Here is a 24,600-nt window from a genome sequence, read left to right as displayed (position 1 = left end):
GGCGCGGTGCAGCCGGGCCCCGACGGGCTCACCGTCACCGTGCGCGACGCCGATGTGCGGGCGGCGGCGCTGGAGCACCTGGGCGCGGTTCCGCACGGCTCGCTGGAGGACCTGCGGCTCGAGCACGCTGGCACGCCGGATGGCGCCTCGGCTGTGGTCACGCTGAGCGCCTGGTGGCGGCCGCCGGTGCTCACGGTGTTCGTGCCGGCCGGAATCCGCCTCGAGGCCAGCTCGACGGCGCGCTCGGTGTTCCGCTGACCGGGCCGGGGCGGGGCGAGCGCCGAGATGGCAGCAGTACGTGTCCCCGGGGCGCCGGGAAGACGCCTAGCTGTCATGACGATGCGGCGCGCTTGGCGGGGTGTTTGGCGGTGCGCGGCAGGTAGCGGGGAATGTAGCGGGCGAGGATGCCGGCGCCGAAGAGCCCGGCCACCCCGGCGACGCCGCTGGCGAGGGCGAGGGTGGCGATGGCCGTGATGCCGGCCACCGCGAGCGGCGCCACAGCGGAGCCGAGGTCGCCGGCGAAGCGCCAGGCGCCGAGGAACGGGGCCGGGTTGCTGCGCGGGGCGAGGTCGGCACCGAGGGTCATCATGATGCCACTGCCGATCCCGTTCGCGAGGGAGAGGAACATGGCCACGGCAATGAACCACGCCACATTGCTGGGCAGGTCGTGCGTGAAGGCGAGCACGAGCAGGCCGGAGCCGAGCCCGAGCATGGACGGCAGAGCGCTCCACAGCCGTCCGTGCTTGTCCATGATCTGGCCGCTGACGTAGAACAGTGCGAAGTCGACGGCGCCGGCGATGCCGATGATCAGCGCCGTGTCCGCCTGCCCAATGCCGATGCTGACCGCCCAGAGCGGCATGATCACGAGGCGCGTCGCCCGCATCGCGCCGACCAACCCGACGCCGGTGCCGAGCCGCAGCAGCACGCCGCGGTTCGCCCAGAGGGTGCGGAACAGCCCGTCGGCGCCCGCGGTGCCCGGCCGCCCCTGCGGGGCCCCGAAGGTGCTCGCCGGATCGGGCAGGAGCAGCAGCACGGCGGTGGCCGCGAGGCAGCAGACGATGAACACCCAGAACACCGCCTGGGTGCCGCCGGTCAGGTGGATGACGGCGGCGGAGAGGAACGGGCCGATGAAGAAGCCGGCCCGGAACACGCCGCCCAGGGTGGAGAGGGCGCGCGCCCGGTACTGGAGCGGCACATAGCTGGTCAGGAACGCGTGCCGGGCCAGGCCGAACACGGCCGTCGCGAGCCCGATGATGAACACGCCGATGCCGAGCACGAGGGCGTTTGGGGCGGCCAGACAGATCAGAACGGCGATGACGGCGAGCAGCGCCGCCCAGATCATGGCGGTGCGCTCGCCGATGCGGGCGACGATGGCCCCGCTCGGGATGTCGCCGACGACGGTGCCGACCATGACGAGCGCGCCGAGCAGCCCGGCCAGGGCCAGGGAGGCGCCGAGGTCGTGGGCGACCAGGGGGATGAGCGGAATGATGGCGCCCTCGCCGATCGAGAACAGCAGAGTCGGCAGGAAGGCGGCGAGTGCGACACTGCGCATGGAGAACTGGGGCGCGGCATCAGACATGGTTCCTCGATGCTACTTCAGCCGTCGAGCGCGGCAGCCGCCCGACGTCTCGCGGAGTATTAGGCTGGTGCCGACATGATTGAGCTCGATATATCCGAACAGATTGCCGCCCTGCGGTCCACTTTTGGCGACATTCGCGCCGTGCTCGACGTGGACGCCATCACCGCCGACATCGCACGCCTGAGTGAGGCGGCCGGTGCCCCCGACCTCTGGGACGACACCGACAACGCCCAGAAGGTGACCAGCGCGCTCAGCCACCGCCAGTCAGAGCTCGCCAAGATCACCAGCATCGGCAGCCGGCTGGACGACCTCGAGGTGCTCGTCGAGCTCGCCAACGAGGCCGGCGACGACGAGAGCGCCCAGGAGGCGCGCGCCGAACTGGCCAGCCTGCAGAAGCTGATGGGCGAGCTCGAGGTGCAGACGCTGCTCGACGGCGAGTTCGACCCGAGCCCGGCCGTCGTCACGATCCGCGCCGGCGCCGGCGGCGTCGACGCCGCCGACTTCGCCGAGATGCTGATGCGCATGTACCTGCGCTGGGCCGAGAAGCACAAGTACCCGGTGCGTGTGCTCGACACCAGCTACGCCGAGGAGGCCGGCATCAAGTCGACCACCTTCGAGGTCGACGCCCCCTACGCGTTCGGCACCCTGAGCGTGGAGGCCGGCACCCACCGCCTGGTGCGGATGTCGCCCTTCGGCGCCGCGGGCAAGCGCCAGACCAGCTTCGCCGCCGTCGAGGTGGTTCCCCTGATCGAGCAGGCCCAGTCGGTCGACGTGCCCGAGGCGGACATCCGCATCGACGTGTTCCGCTCCAGCGGCCCCGGCGGCCAGTCGGTGAACACGACCGACTCCGCCGTGCGCATCACCCACCTGCCGACCGGCATCGTCGTCAGCTGCCAGAACGAGAAGAGCCAGATCCAGAACCGCGCGGCCGCGCTGCGCGTTCTGCAGTCGCGCCTGCTCCTGCTGCAGCGCGAGCAGGAGGCCGCCACGAAGAAGGAGTTCGCCGGCAACATCACGGCCAGCTGGGGCGACCAGATGCGCAGCTACGTGCTCGCGCCGTACCAAATGGTCAAGGACCTGCGCACCGACTACGAGGTCAACAACCCGAGCAACGTGTTCGACGGCGACCTGGACGGGTTCATCTCCGCCGGCATCCGCTGGCGCAAGGGTGCCCACTAGCCCGAGCGTCACACTTGCCGCCACTGTTCGACGCCAAGCTGAGACGTGGCGCGTCGCTGCGCCGTTTCTTCGCACCGCTGCCTAAGCTCGGAGGGTCATGATTCGCTTTGACCACGTCACCAAGAAATACCCGGGAACCACACGGCCGGCGCTGAACGCGATCGACCTTGAAATTCTCCGGGGCGAGTTCGTCTTCCTCATCGGCGCGTCAGGCTCGGGCAAATCCAGCTGCCTGCGGCTCGTGCTGAAAGAGGAGAAACCGAGCACCGGCAGCATCCACGTGCTCGGCCAAGACCTGGGAACAATCTCCAACCGCAAGATCCCGTACTTCCGGCGCAACCTCGGCGTCGTCTTCCAGGACTTCCGGCTGCTGCCGAACAAGACCGTCTACGACAACGTGGCGTTCACGCTGCAGGTCATCGGCAAGTCGCGCGGCTACATCCAGGAGGCCGTGCCGGACACGCTGAAGATGGTCGGCCTCGACGGCAAGGCCCAGCGCTACCCGCACGAGCTCTCCGGCGGTGAGCAGCAGCGCGTTGCCATCGCCCGCGCCATCGTGAACAAGCCGCAGGTGCTGCTCGCCGACGAGCCGACGGGAAACCTCGACCCGACGACCAGCACCGGCATCATGACCCTGCTCGAGCGCATCAACGCCGGAGGAACCACCGTCATGATGGCCACGCACGAGGCGGCCATCGTCGACCAGATGCAGCGCCGCGTGATCGAGCTGAGCGCCGGAACCATCGTGCGCGATGAGCGCCACGGCGGCTACGCCACGAGCGCCGTGCCGATCCTGGCCGTCGGCCCCGAATCCGTCGCCGCAGCCGCGCCCGCCACGAGCGCCGTGCCGACCAGCACCATGTCGCAGCCGCTCTACGTCGAGCCCGAGTTCAATGACGAGGTGACGGATGCCGCGGCCGCCGTCACCGCCGCGGCCCAGGCGGTGCAGCCGGCCCCCGCCGCGCCGCCCGCCCCGATGACGGGCAGCATGATCCGGCCGCTGCTGCCGGTGGCCAGGCACGAGGTGCCAGAACAACTGGGTCTCGCCGAGAAGCTGGGCCTCCGCGGCCCGGGCGAGAACAACGATCAGAGCAATGCACAAGAAGTGGGGCCGACGAAATGAGACTCGGTCTGGTACTCGGCGAGGCCGCCAACGGCCTGCGCCGCAACGCGTCGATGGTGGTTTCCGTCGTTCTCGTCACATTCATCTCGCTGACCTTCGTCGGCGTGGCCGTGCTCATGCAGATGCAGATCTCGCAGATGAAGAGCGTCTGGTACGACAAGGCGCAGGTCGCCGTCTACCTCTGCACCGACATCTCGCCGGGGGAGTCCTGCGCCGGCGGTGAGGCGACCCAGGAGCAGATCGACGCCGTCGAGGCGCAGCTGGACTCCGCCGTGCTCTCGCCCTTCATCGACAAGTGGTTCTTCGAGTCGCACGAGGAGGCGTTCAAGAACTTCCAGAAGCAGTTCGAGGGCAACCCCGTCACCGAGTACGTCACGGCCGACCAGCTCAACCAGACGTTCTGGGTGAACCTGATCGACCCGTCCAACGCCGCGGTGCTCTCCGAGAGCCTCGGCACGATGCCGGGCGTGGAGACCGTCACCGACCAGCGGCGCTACCTCGACCAGATCTTCTCGGTGCTGAACGCGGCCAGTTACACCGCCATCGGCATCGCGGCGCTCATGCTGATCGCCGCCGTGCTGCTGATCGCCACCACCATCCGGCTGTCGGCCTTCTCCCGGCGGCGGGAGATCGGCATCATGCGCCTCGTCGGAGCATCGAACCGCTTCATCCAGACGCCGTTCGTGCTGGAGGGCGTCTTCGCCGCCCTGCTCGGCTCACTGCTGGCCGGCGGCGCGGTGGTGGGAATCGTTCACTTCTTCGTGCAGGGCTACCTCGGCAGCGCGATGCAGTTCACCAGCTTCGTCGACGTCAAGGACGCCCTCGTGGTAGTGCCGATCCTGCTCGTCGTCGGCGCCGTGCTCGCCGCCTTCTCGGCCAACTTCGCCATTTCCAGGTATCTGAAGGTCTAGTGCCCAGCGCGCTCCGGCGGTTACTGCGTGCGCCTGTGCGCGCTGTGACCGTCGGAGCTCTGGCCGTGCTGCTGCTCGGCTCCGCGCTGCTGCAGGACGCGGCATCCGCCGCCCTGGCCGCGAGCGTCGACCCGTCCTCGCGCGGGATCTACGACATCCTGGTGACGGCGGATGCGGCCAGCGAGGCGCCGACGCTGCTCGCCCCGAACTCGCTGTACACGGGGGAGGAGCAGCTCAGCCTCGCCGACGTCGAGGCCATCCGCGCGCTGGCCGGCGTGGATCTGGCTGCCCCGATCGCCCAGATCGTCGTGCCCGGCCAGCGCGGCTACCAGACCCAGGTGCGCATCCCGGTCGACCTCGGCCAACCCGTCTCGGCGCCCGAGAGCTACCGGGCGGTGCTGCGCCTGCTCGGTGACAGCGGCCTCGGCGAGCGGCTGATCACCGAGAACACCGCTGCGCTGACGCTGGACCGAGCCAACGTGCCGCCGGAACTGCCCGCGGTGGTCGACGACGTCAACTCCTCCTGCTCGATCGGCGCTGTGGCGATCCCGTGCTCGCTGTTCCCGTGGGCGAGCGCGCCCCGGTGGCGGACGGCGGTGTGGATGGAGGCCCTCGACGGCACGTACTCGAGCACCGGTGAGAGCGACGGCCAGACGATCACCCTGCATATGCCGGCCTCGTTCAGCGGCGACCTGCGGATGACGCTCATCGACCCGAACGCCGAGCGGGCGCTGCTCGGCACAGCCGGCGGCTTCCTTGACCCGCTGATCGACCTCGGGGGCCCGGCGCCGGTCGACTACGACGCCCTCGAGTCCTGGGCGGAGGCACACGACACCCCCGCGGCCCGCGCGATCAACGCCACCGCGCGGGCCACCCAGAAGTTCCAGGACGAGTTCCTGGCCGGGGCGGCATACCTGGAGTATGCGCGCATCATGCGCGAACGCGGCGAGGAGCCGGACCCCAACGCCTACACGGGCACCATGATGCCCGTTGTGCCCATGCTCCTCGCCGATGATCTCGCCGCAGGTGCGCTTCGCGCCGAGCTCAGCGTGGAGTCGTTCGGGCCGAGCGGTCCACTCCCCGATCCACTCGAGAACAGCGGCGGCTACGTGCCCAACCCGCCGATTCCGGATGCCGTGCGCAACGGCGACCCGGGCGTTGCGTTGCCGCCGGTCAGCATCGACGCCTCCGTGCTGCTGAATCCCGCGTCCTATGGCGCACTCTCGCTTCCCTGGCCCGGCACGGTTCCCCGTCCCGCGCCGGAGTCGGCGTTCCCCGACTACCCGTTCTACGTGGACCTGTCCAGCCCGGTGAGCGTGCACGACCTCGCGCCGGGTGTCGCCACCGTCGGATCCGAGGGGGCGCAGGAGGTGCGCCTGGATGGCGTCGGATTCCACAAGCTCGGCGGGGATGCCGGAAGCGTTCTCAACGAGAGCCTGCGCGGCGGAGCAGACGTGAATCCCGACCTCGCCGGCACCGAGTCGGTTTTCGGCGTCGTCCGGGCACGCGAGCGGGGGGTGCCCACCCAGGGCGAGTATCGGGCCGGGATCAGCGTCGGCGGGTTCAGCACCGGCGGGCAGCGCGCCATCACCGAGCTCGCCGCCGGCATTCCGCTCGGGGCATACGAGCCGAGTGACGCCACGTTGCTCGCGACCGCGGACGACGAGGGCCTGTCGGTGGGATCCCCGGTCGCCGGCTTCGGCCCGCTCGGCCTGGCCGCCGGGCGCACGAGCGCGATCGCCGACATCAACAGCGTCGCTTTCCGCAGCGAGAACAAGGTCGACGCGGTGCGGGTGCGCGTCGCCGGCGTCGAGCGCTACGACGCGGCCGGCATCAGCGCCGTCACGCAGGCCGCCCGCAAGATCGAGCGGCTCGGCTACCGCGCCACGATCGTCGCCGGCAGCCAGGGCGAGGACCTGAAGGTGAGCGTCGGCGGCTACGCCTTCGGCACCATGGATGCTGCGACCCCGCAAAGGGTGGGGGAGCTCGGCGTCATCCAGCAGCGCTGGAGCGTGCTCGGGCCGGCCGCCGCGGCCGGAGCCGGCCTCGGCGCGGGTACACAGCTGTTGCTCGGCACGGCGCTGCTTGCCGTGCTCGGCGCTTTCGCCGTGATCGAAGCGGGCGCCGTGTCGGCCCGACGCCGGGAGGCCGCCGTGCTCCGCGGGCTCGGCTGGCGGAGCCGGCGCATCGTGGCCTGGTTCGCGGCCGAGCATGCCGTCGCGCTGCCGGTGCTCGCGGCCGCCGGTCTGGCCGCCGTTCTCGTCGCCGCCGACCCGGGCCTGACCGCGACCGTTGTCGCCGCCGCGCTGCTCGCCGGCACGGCGATCGCGCTCACGGCGCTTGCACGGGCGACCCGGGCGCCCCGCGCGTGGACGGCGAGCGAGGCCGAGCTGCAGCACGCGCGGGGCGACGCGCGTGCGCGCGAGTTCGAGCGGCGGCCGGAAGCCCGCGTGCTCGGCGCGGACCCGTCGGCTGCGGAATCCCTGCCGGCCGCCCGGATCGTGCGGATGCCGCGCTCGCCCCTGCTGTGGGGCCTGCAGCGTGCCTGGCGCAGCCCCGCCGCCTCACTGCCGCGCGCTGCCGCCGTCGGCGCGGTGATGGCCCCGTCGCCGCGCTCACCGCGGCCAAGCGCCGAGCCGGGTGGGGTCGGCCCTGCCCAGCTCCTCCTCGCCGGGGCCGGAGTGGCCGCCGGCCTGGTGCTGCTCGCCGTGGTGCGACAGCGCGACCGGGAGGTCGCCACGCTCGAGCCGGGCGACGCCCCCGCGGCCGTGTTGGCGGCCAGCGGCTGGCTGCCGCGCGAGGTCCGGTTGGCCGCGCTGGCCGAGTCGCTCGCCGCCCCGCTGGCCGCCGCGCTGCTCGGCAGCTACGCGCTCTGGTTCGTGCTCAGCTCCGCCGGCATCGACAGCGTCAACACCCCGGTCAGCGCGGCGTTGGTCGCCGGGCTCGCCGCCGCACTGCTCCTGCTGCCGCCCCGCCCCCGCCCGTCTTCCTCGCCGTCAGCCGAGAAGATCCCAGCCCGAAAGGCGGCCCTGTCCCGTGGCATCGCTTCTTGAACTCCGCGCCGTGAGCGTGGCCTTCGCCGACCGCTCCGGCACCCTGACCGTGCTCGCCGACTCGCTCGACCTCGGTCTCCGCACCGGGCGCCTGCACTGCGTGGCCGGGCCGCTCGGCTCCGGCAAGAGCAGCGTGCTGCGAGTGGCGGCCGGGCTGCTGCGCCCGACGTCCGGCACCGTCGCCTGGAACGGCGAGGACCTGGCCGCGCTCGGTGAGGATGCCGTCGCCTCGCGGCGTGCGGCGCACATCGGCTACGTCGACCAGGAGGCGACGCTGCTCGGCCACCTGAGCGTGCTGGAGAACGTGCTGCTGCCGGCCGTGCCCCGGCGCCGGGGCGCCGAGCTGCAGGGGCGCGCGCACCAGCTGCTGGCCGAGTTCGGGCTGGCCGAGGTGGCCTCCGCCCGCCCGGCCGAGCTCTCGCCCGGCGAGCGCCGGCACGTCGCCTTGGCCCGCGCGCTGCTGCTGGAGCCACCGCTGCTCATCCTCGACGAGCCGACGACGGGCCTGGACCGGGCGTCCGCCGACGCGATGATCGCCGTGCTGGGCGCCCAGCGCGCGGACGGACGGGCGCTGCTCGTCGCCTCGGCCGACCAGGCGCTGATCGACGCGGCCGATGTGCGCTCCACACTGGGCGGCGGCATCCGTTAGAGTGAAAGGCTGCTCGGCATCTGCCGGGCCACCCCCAGACAGAAGGAGCCCGTCGTGCCCAGGGAACGTGGCGAGAAGGTCGTGGCCACCAATCGCAAGGCCCGCCACGACTACACGATCGAGGACACCTACGAGGCCGGCATGTCGCTCTCGGGGACCGAGGTCAAGTCATTGCGTGCCGGCCGGGCCAGCCTGGTCGACGGCTACGCCTTCATCGAGGGCGGCGAGATCTGGCTCGACGCCGTGCACATCCCCGAGTACTCTGGCGGCACCTGGACGAACCACCCGCCGCGGCGCAAGCGCAAGCTGCTGCTGCACAAGCAGGAGATCGTCAAGATCAGCCACAAGACCAAAGAGGGCGGCTACACCCTCATCCCGCTGCAGATCTACTTCAAGGACGGCCGCGCCAAGGTCGAGCTCGCGGTGGCGAAGGGCAAGAAGGAATACGACAAGCGCCAGGCGCTGCGCGAACGTCAGGACAAGCGTGAGTCCGACCGGGCCATCGCCAGCAGGAAGAATCTCGGAGACTGAGCATGAACCCGCACGACCGCATCCCCGTTTCCGGCACCTTCAACTTCCGTGACGTGGGTGGGTATCCCGCCGCCGGCGGGGTCGTGCGCCCGGGCAAGCTGTTCCGCTCCGATGGTCTGAGCAAGCTCGGGGACGCCGGCAAGGGCGATCTGATGCGGCTCGGCGTGCGGCTCGTGATCGACCTGCGCGATGACTTCGAGGCGACGATGATGCCGGACGACCTGGACGGCACCGGCATCCGGACGGTGCGGCTTCCCGTCTTCGAGGGCTCCGGCGCCTCCCAGGCCGAGGGCAACGTGAGCCTGGAAGCGCTCTACGAGAAGATCCTGAGCGAGCATTCGGATGTCGTCGTCACCGCGCTGCGCGACATCGCCGACTCCGACGCCGGCGTGCTTGTGCACTGCACCGCAGGCAAGGACCGCACCGGCGTCGTCGTGGCCCTCGCCCTGCTCGTGGCCGGCGTGGACCGCGAGACCGTGCTGGCCGACTATGCCCGCTCCGAGGCAAACCTCGGCGGGGAGTGGCTCGACGGCATGCTCGCCCTGCTCGCCGAGCACGGTGTCGAGGCGACGCCCGCGCTGCGCACCCTGATGGGCGGCAGCCCGCCCGAGGTGCTCGATGCCGCGCTGCAGAGCATCGAGGCTGGGCACGGCTCCGTCAGCCAGTACCTGGCGGACTCCGGGATGCCGGAGAGCGAGATCGAGAAGCTCCGCGCCGCCCTGGTCGAGCCCGCCGGAGAACCCGTCGCAGAGCCCGTCGCGGAGCCTGCCGCAGAGCCCGCCGCAGAACCCACCGCCTAGGCCGCGCCGAGCCGCCGTTGGGCTGCGCCTGGCGCGCTGCCGCCCCGCGCATCCCGCTGGTTGAGCCTGTCGAAGCCATTGCCAGCCTCACGCTGTGTCGGGGCTTCGGTCGCTGGCGCTCCCTCCAGCCGGCGTGCGAATCACGTGCCCCGCCTCCAGCCGGCGTGCGACTCACGCGTCCGCCTTCCACGTTCCTCTCCCCGCGTCGGCTGAGAGAGCGAGGAACGAGCGACCGAAGCCCGGTTTCCCGCCCGAACGCGGCGCCACTTCCGACGCTACCGCACCCCACCGACACTGCGCGGAAAGTTATCCACATCAGGGATTTTCTTCGTCGAACCCTTGCTTTCCGTCGTAAAATGGTGTCATGGGAAACGCGACGGACGCACTGGCAGATGCACAGTCCTCCCTCGCCGCCGCCCTCGCCGATTCCGACGAGCGGATGCTGCGCGACGATGCCCTGCTCGAGCTCACCGCGACGGCCGAGGCCGTCGGTCGGCTCGCCGACGCGCTCCGCATCCGGGCCGCTGGGGAGGTCGCGTTCCGCTCCCGCCGGGAGCTCGGCGAGGACCGCCTCTCGGCCAAGAAGGGCTGCCGCAACGGGGTCGAGCTCCTCGCCCGGACCACGCTCGCGTCTGAGCGCACGATCACCCAGCGGATGCGACTCGGATCCGCGACCCGCCCGCGCCTCGCCCTGACCGGCGACACGATGCCGGCCCGCTTCGAGCAGGTAGCCGACGCCCTCCGTGCCGGCACCCTCGGCTACGACAGCGCGGCGGCGATCGTCGACACCCTGGACCCGATCCGGGCCCGGGTCGGCGACCTCAACGTGGAACTCGCCGAGACCGCGCTCGTGGCCGCCGCCACCGGCCCCACCATCGAATCCGCACTGCCGTTCGCCGCCGACGAGGTCCGCGGCCAGGCCCGCGTCTGGGAGAACGTGCTCGACGAGGACGGCACCGAACCGATTGAGGAGCGAGCCATGGCCGCCCGCGGCATCAGCGGCGGCCTCACCCGCGACGGCCTCGTGCACCGCAGGATGGCGCTGCTGCCGGAGGTCGACGCGAAGTTCGAGGCCCTGCTGAACGCGTACCTGAGCCCGCGCTCGAAGCCCAGCTTCGCCGACGCCGACCCGGACCAGCCGAAGGACCCGCGCGCCACCGCGCAGGCCCGGCATGACGTCTTCGCCAGCCTGATTGACGGGGCCGCCCGCAGCGCCGCCGCCCCGACGATGGGCGGCGCCGCCCCGACGGTGCTGGTCTCGGTGCGGCAGGCCGACCTGGCCTCGGGCACCGGTGCCGGGTTCATCGAGGGCTGCGAGGCGCCCGTCTCGCTGCGCGCCGTGGAGCAGTTCATCTGCGCCGGCGGGCAGCAGCACGTGCTGATCGGCGACGACGGGCGCCTGGTCAGCCTGAGCAGCATCGACCGGGTATTCAACGCAGCCCAGCGGCGGGCGATCAGCCTCCGCGACGGCGGCTGCATCATCCCCGGCTGCACGATCCCGGCCGCGTGGTCGGAGATCCACCACGTCATCGCCTACCGGGATGGTGGCGAAACCGAGACCTGCAATGGGGTGCTCCTCTGCTGGTTCCACCACCGCACGATCGAGACGAGCGGCTGGCTGATCCTCATGATCGGCGGCGTCCCGCACGTGAAGCCGCCGCCCTGGCTCAGAAACGGCCGTTCAGAGGCCAACGCCCTGTGGCGAAGATCCACGAAGTCCCGCACCCAACTAGCCGACCTCCTCGAACAGCAACGCGACCGCCGGCCCGTGCTCGTCGAGTAGGTCCCCGGGTCGAATCACGCCCGCCGGCCAGCCAGCCAGCCAGCTTCTCCGCCCGTGCCGAGGCTTACCCCGCGCTGAACCGGGCGTGCACGGCCGCGCTCACCCGGATCTCCTCCGGCTTGAGCGTCGTGGCGTCTCCGCCGGCATCCGCGGCGCCCATCGACGTGCGCATCGCCATCTTCGCCAGCGGGTGGTCGTCGTCGCCCAGGAGGCCCGGGTCGCTGATCGCCTCGGGGATGACGCCGGTGAAGCCGAGGCTGGCTGCGTAGATCTCGGCCTTCTTGACGGCGGCGGCGACGGCATCCCGCTGCACCGCGCTCTCCACCTCGTGCCGGGTTGCGTCGCTGAGCGACCAGTCCACGCCGTTCACCGTCACCCCGTCGAGCAGGGCGATCTCGCCCACCCAGCGGGAGAGGGCGACAAAGTCGTTGAACGTCGCGCTGAGGGATGCCGCCGAGTGGTGCACGACGGGCAGCTGCTCGCCCGTCTGGCTCCACGGCCGCTGGCCCCAGACCCGGAGCTGCTCGCCGGCCCACTCCAGCACGGGGCCCGTGCCGGGGGAGTGCAGGTAGCCCAGCTGGGCGCTCAGCTCGGAATGCAGCCGGGCACTTTGCTCCAGCACGTCCTCGCGTTCCGGCCCCTCGAAGCCGACGGAGAGGTGGAGCACGGCGCGCTCTGCGGCGCGTTTGCGCTCGGCTTCTCCGGAAACGGTGATGGTGATGCCCATGGCGTCCCCCTTGGAATGGATTTCTGCTGGCTGCTGTTCTAGACTGTAGGGCTGCATGAGGTTCTCGTCTAGGACGGTCTCGTGCAGTGTTTGACAACTCAACAGCGTGTGACAACGACCTGCTTCATGGGGATGATCGGTTTCGACATTGCCTGTTCAATTGCGAGAAGCGGGTCGAGGATTCAGGGTTATCTCGTAAACGATCTCTGAAAAACAATAAGTGCCAATTCAAAGCGCACTGACTTCGCCCTCGCTGCCTAAGCGAGCGCACTAAAGAAGTCCGTCAGACCGGGAATGCTCTCTACCCGGATCCTGGCGCCATTTAGAGAGATTGCTTCTACATTGAGCCGCGGGGTGTAGAGGGACTTAAACGAGGGCTGGGCTTGTCGGATTAGGTGCTAGTGGCAAATTCCGGAGCCGAGTAGAACGACTTCACTAGATACACCCGTAGAAGGCGCATGACTACAGCAGTGGACCCGGGTTCAATTCCCGGCATCTCCACCATCAAGGTCGTTGTCACACGTTGTTGTTTCTTCCTGTTGTCACACCCTTCTCGCACGCGGCGTTCTCCGGCCCGATCCGCGACACGTCGTGCAGACACGCCCGGGCCGCAGCACCGGGATATATCGATCAACAGAGTATGTTCTGTCGCATGGCAGACACCGAGATGCGCGAACCGACCCTCTTCATCCTCGCGTCGTTGGCGAGTGGACAGAAGCACGGCTACGCGATGATCCACGACGTCGCCGCACTCTCCGACGGCCGGGTCCGGCTGAAGGTCGCGACACTCTACGCGGCCCTGGGTCGACTCGGCACACAGGGGTTGGTCGCCCCGGCCGGGGAGGAGTCCGTTGACGGGCGCCTCCGCCGCTATTACGCCCTGACGGAACCCGGATCGGAAGCCCTGGAGCGCGAGCTCCAGCGGATTGAGGCGAACGCGCGCCAGCTGCGCTCCCGCCTGCAGGCGCGGCCGGCATCCATGCGAGCCGCGCTCGGAGGCGCTGCGTGAGCACCCTGGAGGCTCGGTACCGCGCCCTGTTGCGCGTGTACCCGCGCGCCTGGCGGGCGGCCAACGAGGAGGCCGTGCTCGGAACCCTTCTGGACGTCGCGGACGGCGAGGGCCGCCTGTCGCCGAGCGCGCGCGAGACGATCGCCCTGCTCGGCAACGGCCTGGCCACCCGGCTGGGCGCCTCCCTGCCCGCGCCGGTCCGCGACGGCGTTGCCACCGTGGCCCTGGCGACGGGCGCCGCCCTCTCGCTGGTGTTCTTCCTGGCTCACGGCTGGGCGCCGTGGGCGGCCAGGGACCCGATGGTCGTGGTGCGGACGTTCGGCCCGTTCGTCAACCCGGGCGTGCTCCTCTACGCGGCGTGGCTGATCGCCCTCGCACTCTTCCTGTTCGGTTGGCGGCGGGCGGCCCGGATCGCCCTGGCCGCGAGCGTGGCGACCGCGATCGGCCTGGTGGCGGCCAGCCACGTCACCGGAGGCTGGGCGGGGCTCTCGTCCACCACGATCGGCTTCCTCGGGCTCCTCGCTCTCCTCGGTCTCGGGGGGACGCCCGTTGCACCCCGGATGACGCTCGTCGGCTTCGGCGTGGCCACCGCGGCACTCGCCGGCGTGTACGCGGGGCTGGGCGTGTTCGGCGCGCGGTATCACGGCGATCACTTCTTCTGGCTGGTTCCGGCCGGAATCTCCAACCTGGGGATTGCCCTCGTGCTGGCGCTCCTCCTCGCCAGTGCCCTCCTCGTCGCCCGGAACGACACGGCCGCCGCGGTCGTGGTGATCGCCAGCCTGCCCTGGGCGGCGGCCTGGGCGGTCGGCTCGCTCACCTCCCGCGGGGAGGAGGGCATGGCGCTCCTCGTCGCCACGGCCGTCTGCGCATCGCTCCTGATCGGGGCGACCACACTGCGACGCGCGGCCGCCGTCGCCGCCGCAGATCCTTCCCATTGAATGGGAAACGCCTGCCGGTCGGGCGGGCGCCGCTGCCACACTCGGGGGTATTCGCTTGTGTCGCAGAGAGGCGCCCATGACCGTCATTCCCCGCCCCCCGGTGGCGCCGGAGAGCCTGCTGGCCGCGCCAGACCAGGCCTCCCAGGCCGAGATCACCCGGGAGATCGCCGAGTTCCACGCCGACTTCCTGCGCCGCGAGGCGGCGGGTGAGGTTCTCCCGCGCACGATGTACGACTTCCCGCCCTACCGCTCCAGCATCCTGCGGCATCCGACCAAGAGCCCGACCCTCGTCGACCCGGAGACCATCGAGCTCCTCTCGCCCGCTTTCGGGCAGCGCGACGTCGCCGCCATCGAGTCCGATCTCACCCTGCAGCACGCGGGGGAGCCGCTCGGCGAGCGGATCACGGTGCGCGGGCGGCTGCTCGACTCCTGGGGCCGCCCGATCGCGAACCAGCTGATCGAGGTGTGGCAGGCCAACTCGGCCGGGCGCTACATCCACCAGCGCGACCAGCACCCGGCGCCGCTGGACCCGAACTTCACCGGTGCCGGCCGCGCCGTCACGAACGATCGCGGCGAGTACCTGTTCACCACGATCAAGCCCGGCCCGTACCCGTGGAAGAACCACGTGAACGCGTGGCGGCCGGCGCACATCCACTTCTCGGTGTTCGGCAGCTCGTTCACGCAGCGCGTCGTCACCCAGATGTACTTCCCCGGCGACCCCCTGTTCGGCCTGGACCCGATCTACAACTCCATCCGCACGCAGGCCGACCGCGACCGGCTGATCGGCGTCTACGACCACGACCTCACCGAGCCGGAGCGCTCCACCGGCTACCGCTTCGACATCGTCGTCGACGGCCCGGACGCCACCTGGTTCGAGCAGGAGGAAGGCCACTGATGACGACCGCATCCGCCCCGCCCCGCAGCCTCGAGCCGACGCCCGGCCAGACCGTCGGCCCCTTCTTCGCCTTCGGCACCAACTACGAGAAAATGCATGAGGTCGTGCATCCGCACTCGCCCGGCGCGCTCCTGCTCGGCGGCACCGTGTACGACGGCGCGGGCAACCCGATCCCCGACGCCCTCGTCGAGATCTGGGGGGCGGATGCCGACGGCACCGTGCCCCGCGCCCGCGGCGCCCGCCGTCGCGACGACCACAGCTTCACCGGCTTCGGCCGCGCGGCGACGAACGACGACGGCCGCTACGAGTTCTGGACCCGCAACCCCGGCGCCGCGGCCGGCGGCGCCCCGTTCCTCGCCGCGATCGTGTTCGCGCGCGGGCTGCCAGACAAGCTGCACACCCGGATCTACCTGCCAGAGGACGCGGAGGCGCTGGCCGCCGACCCGCTGCTGTCGTCGCTCGCGGCCGGGGAGCGCGCTACGCTCATCGCAACGCGCCTGCCGGGCGGTGGGCTCCACCACGACATTCGGTTGCAGGGCGAGAAGGAGACCGTGTTCCTTGCCTTCTGATGTGACGAACACTGATGTGACGAACGCTGAAGTGTCGAACGCCGCTGCGGCGCTCGGTTCGGTGTTCGACCGCGGGCTGCTCTCCCCGGTGACGGCCGGCCACGACGCCCTCGTGGCCGATGACGCCGTGCTCGGCGGTCTGGTGACGGTCGAGGTGGCGCTCTGGCGGGCCCTCGACACCGTGCGCGGCGGCGAGGCCTCCGCCCGTGAGCGGCGTTCGGCCGAGCTCGGCTGGCGCGGCGCCGGGGAACTCTGCACCGGGCACCGGCTCGGCATCGACCTCGACCAGATCGCCCGGGCGGCCGCCTCCGGCGGCAACCCCGTCATCCCGCTCGTGCGGGCGCTGCGGGCGGGCGGGTTCGCCGAGGCGCACGAGGGCGCCACCAGCCAGGACATCCTGGACAGCGCCCTCATGCTGCTGGCCGAACGCGCCCGCGCCCAGATCGCCGCCGAGCTGACCGCGCTCGAGGCCGCCCTCGCCCGGATGGCCAAAGAGCGGCGCGGCCAGACCGCCGCCGCCCGCACCCTCACCCAGCACGCCGTGCCGACAACGGTCGGTCTCCGCGCCGCGAACTGGCTGCGCGGCATCCGCCGGGCCCGGCTGACCCTGGACGCCGCCCTGCTCCCCGCCCAGCTCGGCGGCGCCGGCGGCACCCTCGCCTCCTGGACCGACGCGCTCGGCGCCGAGCGGACAGCCGCGCTGCCCGCCGCCTTCGCCGCCGAGCTCGGCCTGGCCGCCCCCGACGCGCCCTGGCACACCCAGCGCTGGCCCGTCACCGAGCTCGGCGACGCGCTCGTGCAGCTGCTGGCGGCGCTCGGCAAGCTGGCGACGGATGTCGCCACGCTCAGCCGCACCGAGATCGCCGAAATCGCCGAGGGGGAGCCCGGCGGCTCCTCGGCCATGCCCCAGAAGCGCAACCCCGCGGCATCCGTGCTGATCCGCTCGGCCGCCCTGCGCGCCCCGCAGCTCGGCGCCACGCTGCAGCTGGCCGCCGTGCTCGCCGTGGACGAGCGCCCGGACGGCTCCTGGCATGCCGAATGGCCGACGCTGCGCGAACTGCTGCGGCTGGCCCTCGGCGCGACCGCGCACACGCGCAGACTCGTCGGCGGGCTGGTCGTCGACGACGCCGCCGTCGCCCGCAACCTGGCCATGACGGGCGGCGCCCTCCTCGCCGAGCGCGGACCGCGCGCGGGAGAATCGGCCCCCGCCGACTACATCGGCCTGGCCAGCGAGCTCGCCGTGCGGAACCTGGGCGGCGACCCCGCGCAGCAGGAAGACCCCGCGCAGCAGGAAGACCCCGCGCAGCAGGGACATGCCGCGCAGCAGGAGGAACAGACATCATGACAGTGCCCCGGATCGCCCTGACCGCCGCGATCGGCCCCGCCGATGCGCCGCTGCTCGTGCTCGGCCCCTCGCTCGGCACCTCCAGCATCCTCTGGGAGCAGGCGGCGCCCGCGCTCACCGAGCACTACCGGGTGCGGGCCTGGGACCTGCCCGGTCATGGCGACTCACCGGCGGCGACCGAGCCGTTCAGCGTCGCCGAGCTCGCCGATGCGGTGGCCGCCGCGGTGCGCGCCGGCGGCGACGAGACGCTGCTCTACGCCGGGGTGTCGCTCGGCGGGGCGACCGGGTTGGAGCTGGCGCTCCGGCACCCTGACCTCGTCACCGCGGCCGCGATCGTCGCCTCCGGCGCCCAGCTCGGCTCACCGGAAGCCTGGCTGGAGCGCGCCGCCCTGGTGCGCAGGCAGTCGACCTCCGCCCTGATCAGCGCCTCGGCCGGCCGCTGGTTCGCGCCCGGCTCGGTGGAGCGGGAGCCCGGCCTCACCGGGCGGCTCCTGCACGCGCTGCAGGGCGCGGATGACGAGAGCTACGCACTCTGCTGCGAGGCGCTCGCCGGTCTGGACGTCCGCGAGCGGTTGGGCGAGATCTCGGCCCCCGTGCTGGCCGTCTGGGGCGAGTACGACCAGGTCGCCCCCGAGGCCAAGGCCCGGGAGATCGCCGGCGGCGTGCAGCACGGCGCGACGGCGCGCATCCCGGATGCGGCACACCTGCCGCCCGCCGAACAGGCAGGGGCCACGGCAGACGAGCTGCTGGCGTTCTTCACCCACACACGAGAGGCACGGGCATGAGCAGGCCGGACGGCACAGGGCTGAGCGACGCGGAGCGCTACGAGCAGGGCATGCAGGTGCGGCGCGCGGTGCTCTCCGACGCGCACGTCGACCGTGCGACGGCGGCCGCGACCCCGGTGACCGCGGACTACCAGGACTTCATCACCCGCGTCGCGTGGGGCGACGTCTGGTCGCGCCCGGGGCTCGACCGGCGTGCGCGCTCGGTCGGCGTCATCACCGCGCTCATCGCCCTCGGCCACGACGAGGAGCTCGCCATGCACCTGCGGGCGGGCCTGCGCAACGGCCTCACCGTCGCCGAGATCAGCGAGGTGATCCTGCAGAGCGCCATCTACTGCGGGGTGCCGGCGGCCAACACGGCGTTCCGCATCGCCGCGGAGGTCTTCGCCGAGAATCCCTGATTCTTCGCGCGCGCCCGAGCGGCTCCGGGTCTATGATCGCGCCAGAAGCCGCTCGCGCGCCTGCGGATCCGACGCAGCACCGTGAGCGGGGAATGCGACGATGCCATGACACGCGTGCCGGGAATGCGAGACGTGCTCCGCCGCGTGAGCATTGCCGGCGCCGCCCTGGCCGTGCTGAGCGGCCTCACCCTCGCCGGCTCGCTCACGTCTGCGCTGGAGTTTCAGGGCTCTGACCGGGGATTCGCATCGACATCCGTGGGCGGAGAGGGCGCAGAGGGCGACAAGGAGCGCGCCGACGCCGATGACGGACTGCCCGCCGCCCGCACCGTGGATCCGCCGGGCCTGGTCATGCTGCACGGCCGCGTGGTCGAGGATGCCGGCGCCGCGCGCTTCGTCACTATGACGCGGAGCCGCGGCCCCCCTCTGCCCGCCGCAGTCAAGACAACGCCGCGAGAAAGCGGCTCGTGGGGCATCCACCCGTACCCCCAAAACGGGTGACATTAACAAGGCATTACTTGAGGTGTGCTCACCTTCGGGAGTAGACACACTCATGTAGCACGGGAACCCGAAGCCCTGCTACTGGAACGGGGCAATGGTGCCCCCTCTTCCATCGGAATCGGGCCTGCCTCAGCGTCTCGACGCTCCGTTGGAGGGATCCGCCGTGTTGAACTTGCCTCAGACCCACTCGCCGCTGGTGCATGAGCGGCGGCATTCCCGCCGACGACTCGTCATCGCCGTCATCGCGACCGTCGCCGTCGCGCTCGGTGGGAGCATCACCCAGAACGCGCTGCCGGCCCAGGCCGTCGCGACGGACACGAACCCCTCCTTCCGCATCGTCGAGGAGGACCTGGCGTTCATCCTGCGACAGATCCAGATAGCCGAGGCGCACGCCGCCGGCGGGGCGCTGCTCTGCGACGAGATCACCGACGTCAGCGGCAAATGCGTTCCGTCGCCCGCCCTCCCGATGGGGCTGCGCACCGTCGACGGCTCGTTCAACAACCTGGTCGCCGGGCAGCAGGACTACGGCGCCGCAGACCGCGTCTTCCCCCAGCTGCTGCCGCAGGAGTGGCGCCAGGCCGACCCCGCGCCGGCGGCCGCCCCGCCGCAGACCGGCGACACCAGCGCCTGTGCCGACCCGGCATCCACCTGCTACGCCATGAACGACGGATTCGTCTACGACTCCGACCCGCGCACCATCAGCAACCTGATCGTCGACCAGACCCGCGGCAATCCGGCAGCGCTGAACGCCGCCGTGAACACACCGGGGTCGACAGAGGACCTGGCGACGGGGCGGCTGTTCATCCCGAACACCTCTCCGGACGAGGGGCTCTCCGCCCCGTTCAACACGTGGCTGGGCTTCTTCGGCCAGTTCTTCGACCACGGCCTCGACCTGGTGAACAAGGGCGAGAACGGCACAATCGTGGTGCCGCTGCAGCCGGATGACCCGCTCTACGTCGCCGGCAGCCGCACGAACTTCCTCACGCTGACGCGGGCAACGCGCTTCAACGAGGCGGGGGAGCAGGACCCGAACGGCACCTCGCACAACAACCAGACCACCCCCTACGTCGACCAGAACCAGACCTACACCTCGCACCCCTCGCACCAGGTCTTCCTGCGCGAGTACGAGCTGGTCGGCGGCAAGCCGGTCGACACCGGCCGGCTGCTGGACGGGCGCCAGCCCGACGGCAGCCGCGCCGGCCTGGCCACCTGGAACGACATCAAGGCCCAGGCACAGACGGTGCTCGGCATCAACCTCGGCGACGCCGACGTGCTCGACGTCCCGCTGCTGGCCACCGACCTCTACGGCAACTTCCTGCCGGGTGAGAACGGCCTGCCGGTGCTGGTCACCCTCGCCGGCCCGGTGGAGGGCAACATCCAGGCGCCGATCTCGACGGCGGATGCCGCGGGCACGGGCCACGCCTTCCTCGACGACATCGCCCACGGCGCCACGCCGAGCGTCGCGCTGGACGGAAACGGCGACCCCGTGCGGGACGCCTCCGGCGAGCTCGTGCTGACCGGCTACGACAACGTCACGCTCGGCGAGCACTTCGCCACCGGCGACGGCCGCGGCAACGAGAACATCGGCCTGACCGCCGTGCACCACGTGTTCCACTCGGAGCACAACCGCATGATCGGCGAGATCGAGTCGCTGCTGAACAAGCCGGAGAACGCCGAGCTGAAGAAGGCCTACCTCGGCGAGGCGAACAACTGGCCGGCGCTGCGCGAGAGCGACAGGCTGCCGGGTGCGGAAGCCGACAACTGGAGCTATGCGCAGCGCCTCTTCCAGGCCGCGCGCTTCGTCACCGAGATGCAGTACCAGCACCTCGTGTTCGAGGAGTACGCCCGCACGATCCAGCCCTCCATCGACGCCGTCGTCTTCAACGAGAACAGCTATGACGGCACCATCGACCCGGCCATCGTGGCCGAGTTCGCCCACGTCGTCTACCGCTTCGGCCACTCCATGATGACCGAGGATGTCGCGCGCAGAGACTTCGGGACGAGCGACGTGCCCCTGCTGGACGGATTCCTGAACCCGCGCAGCTTCGACAACGACGGCGCGCTCTCACCCGACGAGGCCGCCGGATCGATCGTGAACGGGACGACAGACCAGGTCGCCAACCAGATCGACGAGTTCATCGTCGACACGCTCCGCAACAACCTGCTCGGGCTGCCGCTGGACCTGGCCACGATCAACCTGGTGCGTGCCAGGGATGCCGGTGTGCCGTCGCTGCAGACGGCGCGGCAGACGCTGTACGCCGCCAGCGGCGACTCGGTGCTCCGCCCCTACGAGAACTGGGTCGACTTCGGCCTCAACCTCAAGACCGGGGACAACTTCGGCCGCACCGGCAGCAACGCCTCACTGGTGAACTTCGTCGCCGCCTATGGCCGGCACCCCAGCGTGGCGGACGCCACCACGATGGCCGCCAAGCGGGAGGCCGCCGAACTGCTCGTGAACGGCACGCCGGCGCCGGTGCCGCTGTCGGCCCGCTTCGGCGGAGCCGACCGCTTCGACACCGCCGCGCTGCTCAGCCGGGCGAACTTCGAGCCCGGCGTCAAGACAGCGTTCGTGACCGTCGGAACGAACTTCCCCGACGCGCTCTCCGGCGGCCCCGCGGCCGCGATCGCCAACGCACCGATCCTGCTCACCCATACCGCGGGCCTCCCGCGGGCGACGGCGGCAGAACTCGCGCGGCTCCAACCACAGAGCATCACGGTGCTGGGCGGGGAGCACGTCGTTGACCCCGCGGTGTTCGAGACGCTGAGTGCTTTCACCTCGGGGCCGGTCACGCGTCTGGCCGGAGCCGACCGGTATGAGACGGCCGCCGCCGTGAGCGCCGCGACCTTCCGCGGAAAGGCCGGTGTGGCCTACATCGCGACCGGGGCGAACTTCCCCGACGCCTTGGCGGCATCCGCTGCGGCGGGCGCCGAGGGGACCACCGAGGGCCGGGGGCCGGTGCTCCTGGTGGCCGACGGGGCGATTCCCGCGGCGACGGCCGCAGAGCTGACGAGGCTCAAGCCGACCAAGATCGTCGTGCTCGGCGGAACAAGCGTCATCTCGCCCTCTGTCGCCGCCGGCCTGCGAAAGTTCACCGACGGCAAGGTGGTGCGGATTGCGGGCGCCGACCGCTACGACACCGCCATCGAGAACAGCCGCGCGTCACTGCCGAAGGGGGCGACGACGGCGTACATCGCGACGGGCGCGAACTTCCCGGATGCCCTGGCCGCTGCCCCCGTCGCTGCGGCGAACAACGCGCCTCTGCTGCTCGTGCCGAGCGCCGAGCTGCTGCCGGCCGTCAAGGCCGAGCTGCGGCGCCTCGGCGTCACCAAGGTCGTCGTCCTCGGTGGCGACGCCGTGGTGAACGTCTCGGTGCAGGCAGACATGGAGGCCGCGATCGACCCCAACATCGTCGCACCCGACGACCGGCTCGAGTTCATGAACGGCGTCGGCACCTGGGCCGCGGATGCCGCGGGCGTCGACCCCACCGGCCTCGGAGACATCGACATGTGGGTCGGCGGACTCGCCGAGGCTCTCAACCCCTTCGGGGGGATGCTCGGATCGACGTTCAACGTCGTCTTCGAGCGGCAACTCGAGAACCTGCAGTTCGGCGATCGCTTCTACTACCTGTTCCGCAACCAGGGGCAGCAGCTGTTCGCGGCGCTGGAGGCCAGCTCCTTCTCCGACCTGATCAAGCGCAACACGGCCGCCACCGACCTGCCCGCGAACATCTTCTCGGTGCAGGACCCGATGATCGACCTCGATGCCATCCCGAACCCGCTGCCGGCGGATCTCGCGAAGTTCTCGCAGATGCTCGACGGCACCTACCGCTGGGCGGGTGACGAGCACATCGAGATCCACGGCACAGAGGCCGAGGACAGGATGCGCGGCGGCCAGGGCGACGACTCGCTGTTCGGCAACGGCGGCAACGACCGGATCGAGGGCGGCGACGGCAACGACCTGCTGCTCGGCAACAGCGGCGACGACATCCTCACCGACAGCTTCGGCGACGACAACCTCAAGGGCGGCCTCGGCAACGACGCCCTGGACGGCGGACCCGGGATCAACCTGCTGTTCGGCAGCCACGGCGACGACTACCTGGTCTCCGGCGGCGACACCGACAACACCACCTTCGCCGGGACCGGCGATGACATCACGGTCGGCGGAGCCGGGCGGATGATCGTCTTCGGCGGCGAGGGCAACGACTGGGTCGAGGGCGGGAAGCACGGCGACCTGCTGCAGGGAGACAACGGCAACCAGTTCCAGAACGACACGACAGGAGGCGCGGACGTCGTCATCGGCGGCAGCGGCAACGACGATGTGGAGGGTGAGGGCGGCGACGACATCCTCGTCGGCCAGGCCCTCGGCACCGACCGCTACCTCGGCAACCTGGGCTTCGACTGGCTGACGTACTACGGGACGAAGATGCCGGTCACCGCCGACATGATGGTCAACCGCCTCACCGCACCCGGCGCGATCGCGGTGCGTGCGCGCTTCGACCAGCTGGAGGCCCTCTCCGGCGGTTCCGGGGACGACACCCTGCGCGGCTCCCGCAAGCTGCCCGACGAGTACCGTGACTCCGATGCGGTGCTCGAGAAGGCGACGGAGGCCAGCCTCGACCTGGTCGCCGGACTCGAGGCGCTCCTGCGCCCCGGGGGCGCCCATGAGGACTACGCGCTGCGCTTCATGGACAACCCGCTCGCCGTGGACAGCGACGGCGTCAGCAACATCCTGATCGGCGGTGCCGGCAACGACACCATCGAGGGGCGCGAGGGCGACGACTTCCTCGACGGCGACGCCTACCTGCGCACACAGCTGGTGCACCTCCCGACCGGCCAGAAGTTCGACAGTGCGCGCCAGCTGCACGCCGCGATCTTCGCCGGCGAGATCAACCCGGGAGACATCGACATCGAGCGGGCCATCGAGGAGGACCAGGCAACCGACTCGATCGACACGGTGGTGTACCTCGGCAGCATGAGCGAGTACTCCATCACCGAGACGGTGCCCGGCTCCGGCTACTACAGGGTGTTGCACTCCGGTGCGGCCGAGCCGGAGGAGAGCGAAGGGGCAGACATCGTCCGCAACTTCGAGCGGATCCAGTTCAGCGACGGATGCTACGAGTTCGCCACCGGGGCGGCCTGCGTCGCAGAGGGCGCCGTGGCGCTCAGCTACGAGGCACCCCTGGCGGAGGATAAGCCGGTGACGGCGACGATGCTCGGCCTCGGCGGGGCTCCGTTCGACACCGCGGGCGTCAGCAACGTGCGCTACCACTGGTACGCGGGCGAGCCGGGCGACGGCAACGACATCGGCGAGTGGGAACTCCTGCAGAGCACGGGGCCGAACCCGGGCACGCTGACGGAGAGCACGTGGCCGGTCACGGATGCCGCGGTGGGCTCCGTGCTGCGCGTCGTCGTCAACTACACCGGGCCGGACGGCCGGGTGCGGGCGATCGTGTCAGAGACCACGGCCGACACGGTGGCCAACGTCAACGACGTCCCGTCGGAGGTCGTGCTGCGCACCGCAGAGGGCCTGCACGTCGGGGCCGGGCTCCTCGCCCAGCCGTTCACCGACGGGGACGGCCTGGCCGAGGCGGCCGAGGCCGGCATCGTCTACGAATGGCAGCGCTCGCTGGACGGCTTCGCCACCCACGAGGTGATCGCCGGGGCCGGCGGCACCGCCTACCTGCTGAAGGCGGCAGACGTCGGTGCCGGCATCCGCGTGGTTGTGCGCTACACCGATGATCTCGGCACGGAGGAGGCGAACACGTCGGCGGCGGTCGGTCCGGTCACGGACGTGCCTGTCGCGCCGTCTCCGTAGCCGGTGGCGCGGG

The 24,600-nt window shown here is 71.0% G+C and carries 19 protein-coding genes, 1 other RNA gene and 1 pseudogene; 19 read left to right on the top strand and 2 right to left on the bottom strand.

All coding sequences use genetic code 11. From position 1 onward, the window contains the following. Positions 1-258, top strand: a pseudogene (locus GY24_RS17630) (pilus assembly protein TadG-related protein); the annotation flags it as partial. 73 nt (positions 259-331) lie between these two features. On the opposite strand, the gene GY24_RS08515 reads toward GY24_RS17630, so the two are convergent. Next, positions 332-1,579: an MFS transporter gene (locus GY24_RS08515; RefSeq protein ID WP_104475243.1), complete on the bottom strand. Its 1,248-nt coding sequence runs from the start codon at positions 1,577-1,579 to the stop codon at positions 332-334. A 75-nt stretch (positions 1,580-1,654) separates the two neighbouring features. Between GY24_RS08515 and prfB the strand changes: the two genes are divergently transcribed. From prfB to GY24_RS08475, 8 genes are all read left to right on the top strand, one after another. Then, positions 1,655-2,758: a peptide chain release factor 2 gene (gene prfB, locus GY24_RS08510; protein WP_083363439.1), complete on the top strand. Its 1,104-nt coding sequence runs from the start codon at positions 1,655-1,657 to the stop codon at positions 2,756-2,758. 97 nt (positions 2,759-2,855) lie between these two features. After that, positions 2,856-3,881, top strand: a complete 1,026-nt coding sequence (gene ftsE, locus GY24_RS08505) for a cell division ATP-binding protein FtsE (RefSeq protein ID WP_104475242.1) — start codon at positions 2,856-2,858, stop codon at positions 3,879-3,881. After that, the gene (gene ftsX / locus GY24_RS08500; RefSeq protein WP_083363441.1) at positions 3,878-4,792 is read left to right on the top strand and encodes a permease-like cell division protein FtsX; all 915 of its coding nucleotides are present in this window, start codon (positions 3,878-3,880) and stop codon (positions 4,790-4,792) included. The genes ftsE and ftsX overlap by 4 nt, the downstream gene beginning before the upstream one ends. A 44-nt stretch (positions 4,793-4,836) precedes the next feature. Continuing rightward, positions 4,837-7,845 (top strand): hypothetical protein, encoded by a 3,009-nt coding sequence (locus GY24_RS08495; protein WP_104475241.1) that lies wholly within the window; start codon positions 4,837-4,839, stop codon positions 7,843-7,845. Further along, entirely contained in the window at positions 7,829-8,494 is a 666-nt protein-coding gene (locus tag GY24_RS08490; RefSeq protein WP_104475240.1) for an ATP-binding cassette domain-containing protein, read from the top strand. The genes GY24_RS08495 and GY24_RS08490 overlap by 17 nt, the downstream gene beginning before the upstream one ends. Positions 8,495-8,548: 54 nt before the next feature. Beyond that, on the top strand, positions 8,549-9,025 hold the full coding sequence (gene smpB / locus GY24_RS08485) for an SsrA-binding protein SmpB (protein WP_083363443.1): 477 nt from the start codon (positions 8,549-8,551) through the stop codon (positions 9,023-9,025). A 2-nt stretch (positions 9,026-9,027) separates the two neighbouring features. Continuing rightward, a complete protein-coding gene (locus tag GY24_RS08480) occupies positions 9,028-9,825 on the top strand; it encodes a tyrosine-protein phosphatase (RefSeq protein ID WP_104475239.1) in 798 nt (265 codons plus the stop codon). A 364-nt stretch (positions 9,826-10,189) separates the two neighbouring features. Beyond that, the gene (locus tag GY24_RS08475; protein ID WP_104475238.1) at positions 10,190-11,608 is read left to right on the top strand and encodes an HNH endonuclease signature motif containing protein; all 1,419 of its coding nucleotides are present in this window, start codon (positions 10,190-10,192) and stop codon (positions 11,606-11,608) included. 64 nt (positions 11,609-11,672) lie between these two features. Here the strand turns inward: GY24_RS08475 and GY24_RS08470 are convergent, their stop codons facing one another. After that, positions 11,673-12,335 carry an SIMPL domain-containing protein gene (locus GY24_RS08470; RefSeq protein ID WP_161498711.1) on the bottom strand — a complete coding sequence of 221 codons (663 nt, stop codon included), beginning with the start codon at positions 12,333-12,335 and terminating at the stop codon, positions 11,673-11,675. Between the two features lie 128 nt (positions 12,336-12,463). On the opposite strand from GY24_RS08470, the gene ssrA reads away from it, so the two are divergent. The 10 genes from ssrA to GY24_RS08420 all read left to right on the top strand — a co-directional run bounded on the left by ssrA (position 12,464) and on the right by GY24_RS08420 (position 24,587). Then, positions 12,464-12,839, top strand: a transfer-messenger RNA (tmRNA) gene (gene ssrA / locus GY24_RS08465). 148 nt (positions 12,840-12,987) lie between these two features. Then, a complete protein-coding gene (locus GY24_RS08460) occupies positions 12,988-13,344 on the top strand; it encodes a PadR family transcriptional regulator (RefSeq protein ID WP_104475249.1) in 357 nt (118 codons plus the stop codon). Beyond that, positions 13,341-14,282: a hypothetical protein gene (locus GY24_RS17910; RefSeq protein ID WP_193953543.1), complete on the top strand. Its 942-nt coding sequence runs from the start codon at positions 13,341-13,343 to the stop codon at positions 14,280-14,282. The genes GY24_RS08460 and GY24_RS17910 overlap by 4 nt, the downstream gene beginning before the upstream one ends. 76 nt (positions 14,283-14,358) lie before the next feature. Then, a complete protein-coding gene (pcaH, locus tag GY24_RS08450) occupies positions 14,359-15,177 on the top strand; it encodes a protocatechuate 3,4-dioxygenase subunit beta (protein WP_104475236.1) in 819 nt (272 codons plus the stop codon). Then, positions 15,177-15,746 (top strand): protocatechuate 3,4-dioxygenase subunit alpha, encoded by a 570-nt coding sequence (gene pcaG / locus GY24_RS08445; RefSeq protein WP_104475235.1) that lies wholly within the window; start codon positions 15,177-15,179, stop codon positions 15,744-15,746. The genes pcaH and pcaG overlap by 1 nt, the downstream gene beginning before the upstream one ends. A 1-nt stretch (position 15,747) precedes the next feature. Next, a complete protein-coding gene (locus GY24_RS08440; RefSeq protein WP_233279277.1) occupies positions 15,748-17,091 on the top strand; it encodes a lyase family protein in 1,344 nt (447 codons plus the stop codon). After that, entirely contained in the window at positions 17,088-17,876 is a 789-nt protein-coding gene (locus GY24_RS08435) for an alpha/beta fold hydrolase (protein ID WP_104475234.1), read from the top strand. The genes GY24_RS08440 and GY24_RS08435 overlap by 4 nt, the downstream gene beginning before the upstream one ends. Next, a complete protein-coding gene (pcaC, locus tag GY24_RS08430; RefSeq protein WP_104475233.1) occupies positions 17,873-18,274 on the top strand; it encodes a 4-carboxymuconolactone decarboxylase in 402 nt (133 codons plus the stop codon). The genes GY24_RS08435 and pcaC overlap by 4 nt, the downstream gene beginning before the upstream one ends. 105 nt (positions 18,275-18,379) lie before the next feature. Continuing rightward, a complete protein-coding gene (locus GY24_RS08425) occupies positions 18,380-18,772 on the top strand; it encodes a hypothetical protein (RefSeq protein WP_133161150.1) in 393 nt (130 codons plus the stop codon). Between the two features lie 163 nt (positions 18,773-18,935). Next, complete coding sequence (locus GY24_RS08420; protein ID WP_161498710.1) at positions 18,936-24,587, top strand: peroxidase family protein; 5,652 nt, start codon at positions 18,936-18,938, stop codon at positions 24,585-24,587. Positions 24,588-24,600 lie beyond the last annotated feature (13 nt).

It is taken from the genome of Microterricola pindariensis, assembly GCF_002936985.1.
Taxonomy (GTDB): Bacteria; Actinomycetota; Actinomycetes; order Actinomycetales; family Microbacteriaceae; genus Microterricola; species Microterricola pindariensis.
The sequence above is the reverse complement of the archived record's forward strand: the minus strand, read 5'-3'. Positions and strand labels throughout refer to the sequence as shown.

What these genes read in the sequence shown, in the direction of transcription:
- GY24_RS08515 (WP_104475243.1), bottom strand. Translation starts at nt 1,579, where the DNA reads ATGTCTGATGCCGCGCCCCAGTTCTCCATGCGCAGTGTCGCACTCGCC.
- prfB (WP_083363439.1), top strand. Translation starts at nt 1,655, where the DNA reads ATGATTGAGCTCGATATATCCGAACAGATTGCCGCCCTGCGGTCCACT.
- ftsE (WP_104475242.1), top strand. Translation starts at nt 2,856, where the DNA reads ATGATTCGCTTTGACCACGTCACCAAGAAATACCCGGGAACCACACGG.
- ftsX (WP_083363441.1), top strand. Translation starts at nt 3,878, where the DNA reads ATGAGACTCGGTCTGGTACTCGGCGAGGCCGCCAACGGCCTGCGCCGC.
- GY24_RS08480 (WP_104475239.1), top strand. Translation starts at nt 9,028, where the DNA reads ATGAACCCGCACGACCGCATCCCCGTTTCCGGCACCTTCAACTTCCGT.
- GY24_RS08475 (WP_104475238.1), top strand. Translation starts at nt 10,190, where the DNA reads ATGGGAAACGCGACGGACGCACTGGCAGATGCACAGTCCTCCCTCGCC.
- GY24_RS08470 (WP_161498711.1), bottom strand. Translation starts at nt 12,335, where the DNA reads ATGGGCATCACCATCACCGTTTCCGGAGAAGCCGAGCGCAAACGCGCC.
- GY24_RS08460 (WP_104475249.1), top strand. Translation starts at nt 12,988, where the DNA reads ATGGCAGACACCGAGATGCGCGAACCGACCCTCTTCATCCTCGCGTCG.
- pcaH (WP_104475236.1), top strand. Translation starts at nt 14,359, where the DNA reads ATGACCGTCATTCCCCGCCCCCCGGTGGCGCCGGAGAGCCTGCTGGCC.
- pcaG (WP_104475235.1), top strand. Translation starts at nt 15,177, where the DNA reads ATGACGACCGCATCCGCCCCGCCCCGCAGCCTCGAGCCGACGCCCGGC.
- GY24_RS08435 (WP_104475234.1), top strand. Translation starts at nt 17,088, where the DNA reads ATGACAGTGCCCCGGATCGCCCTGACCGCCGCGATCGGCCCCGCCGAT.
- pcaC (WP_104475233.1), top strand. Translation starts at nt 17,873, where the DNA reads ATGAGCAGGCCGGACGGCACAGGGCTGAGCGACGCGGAGCGCTACGAG.
- GY24_RS08425 (WP_133161150.1), top strand. Translation starts at nt 18,380, where the DNA reads ATGACACGCGTGCCGGGAATGCGAGACGTGCTCCGCCGCGTGAGCATT.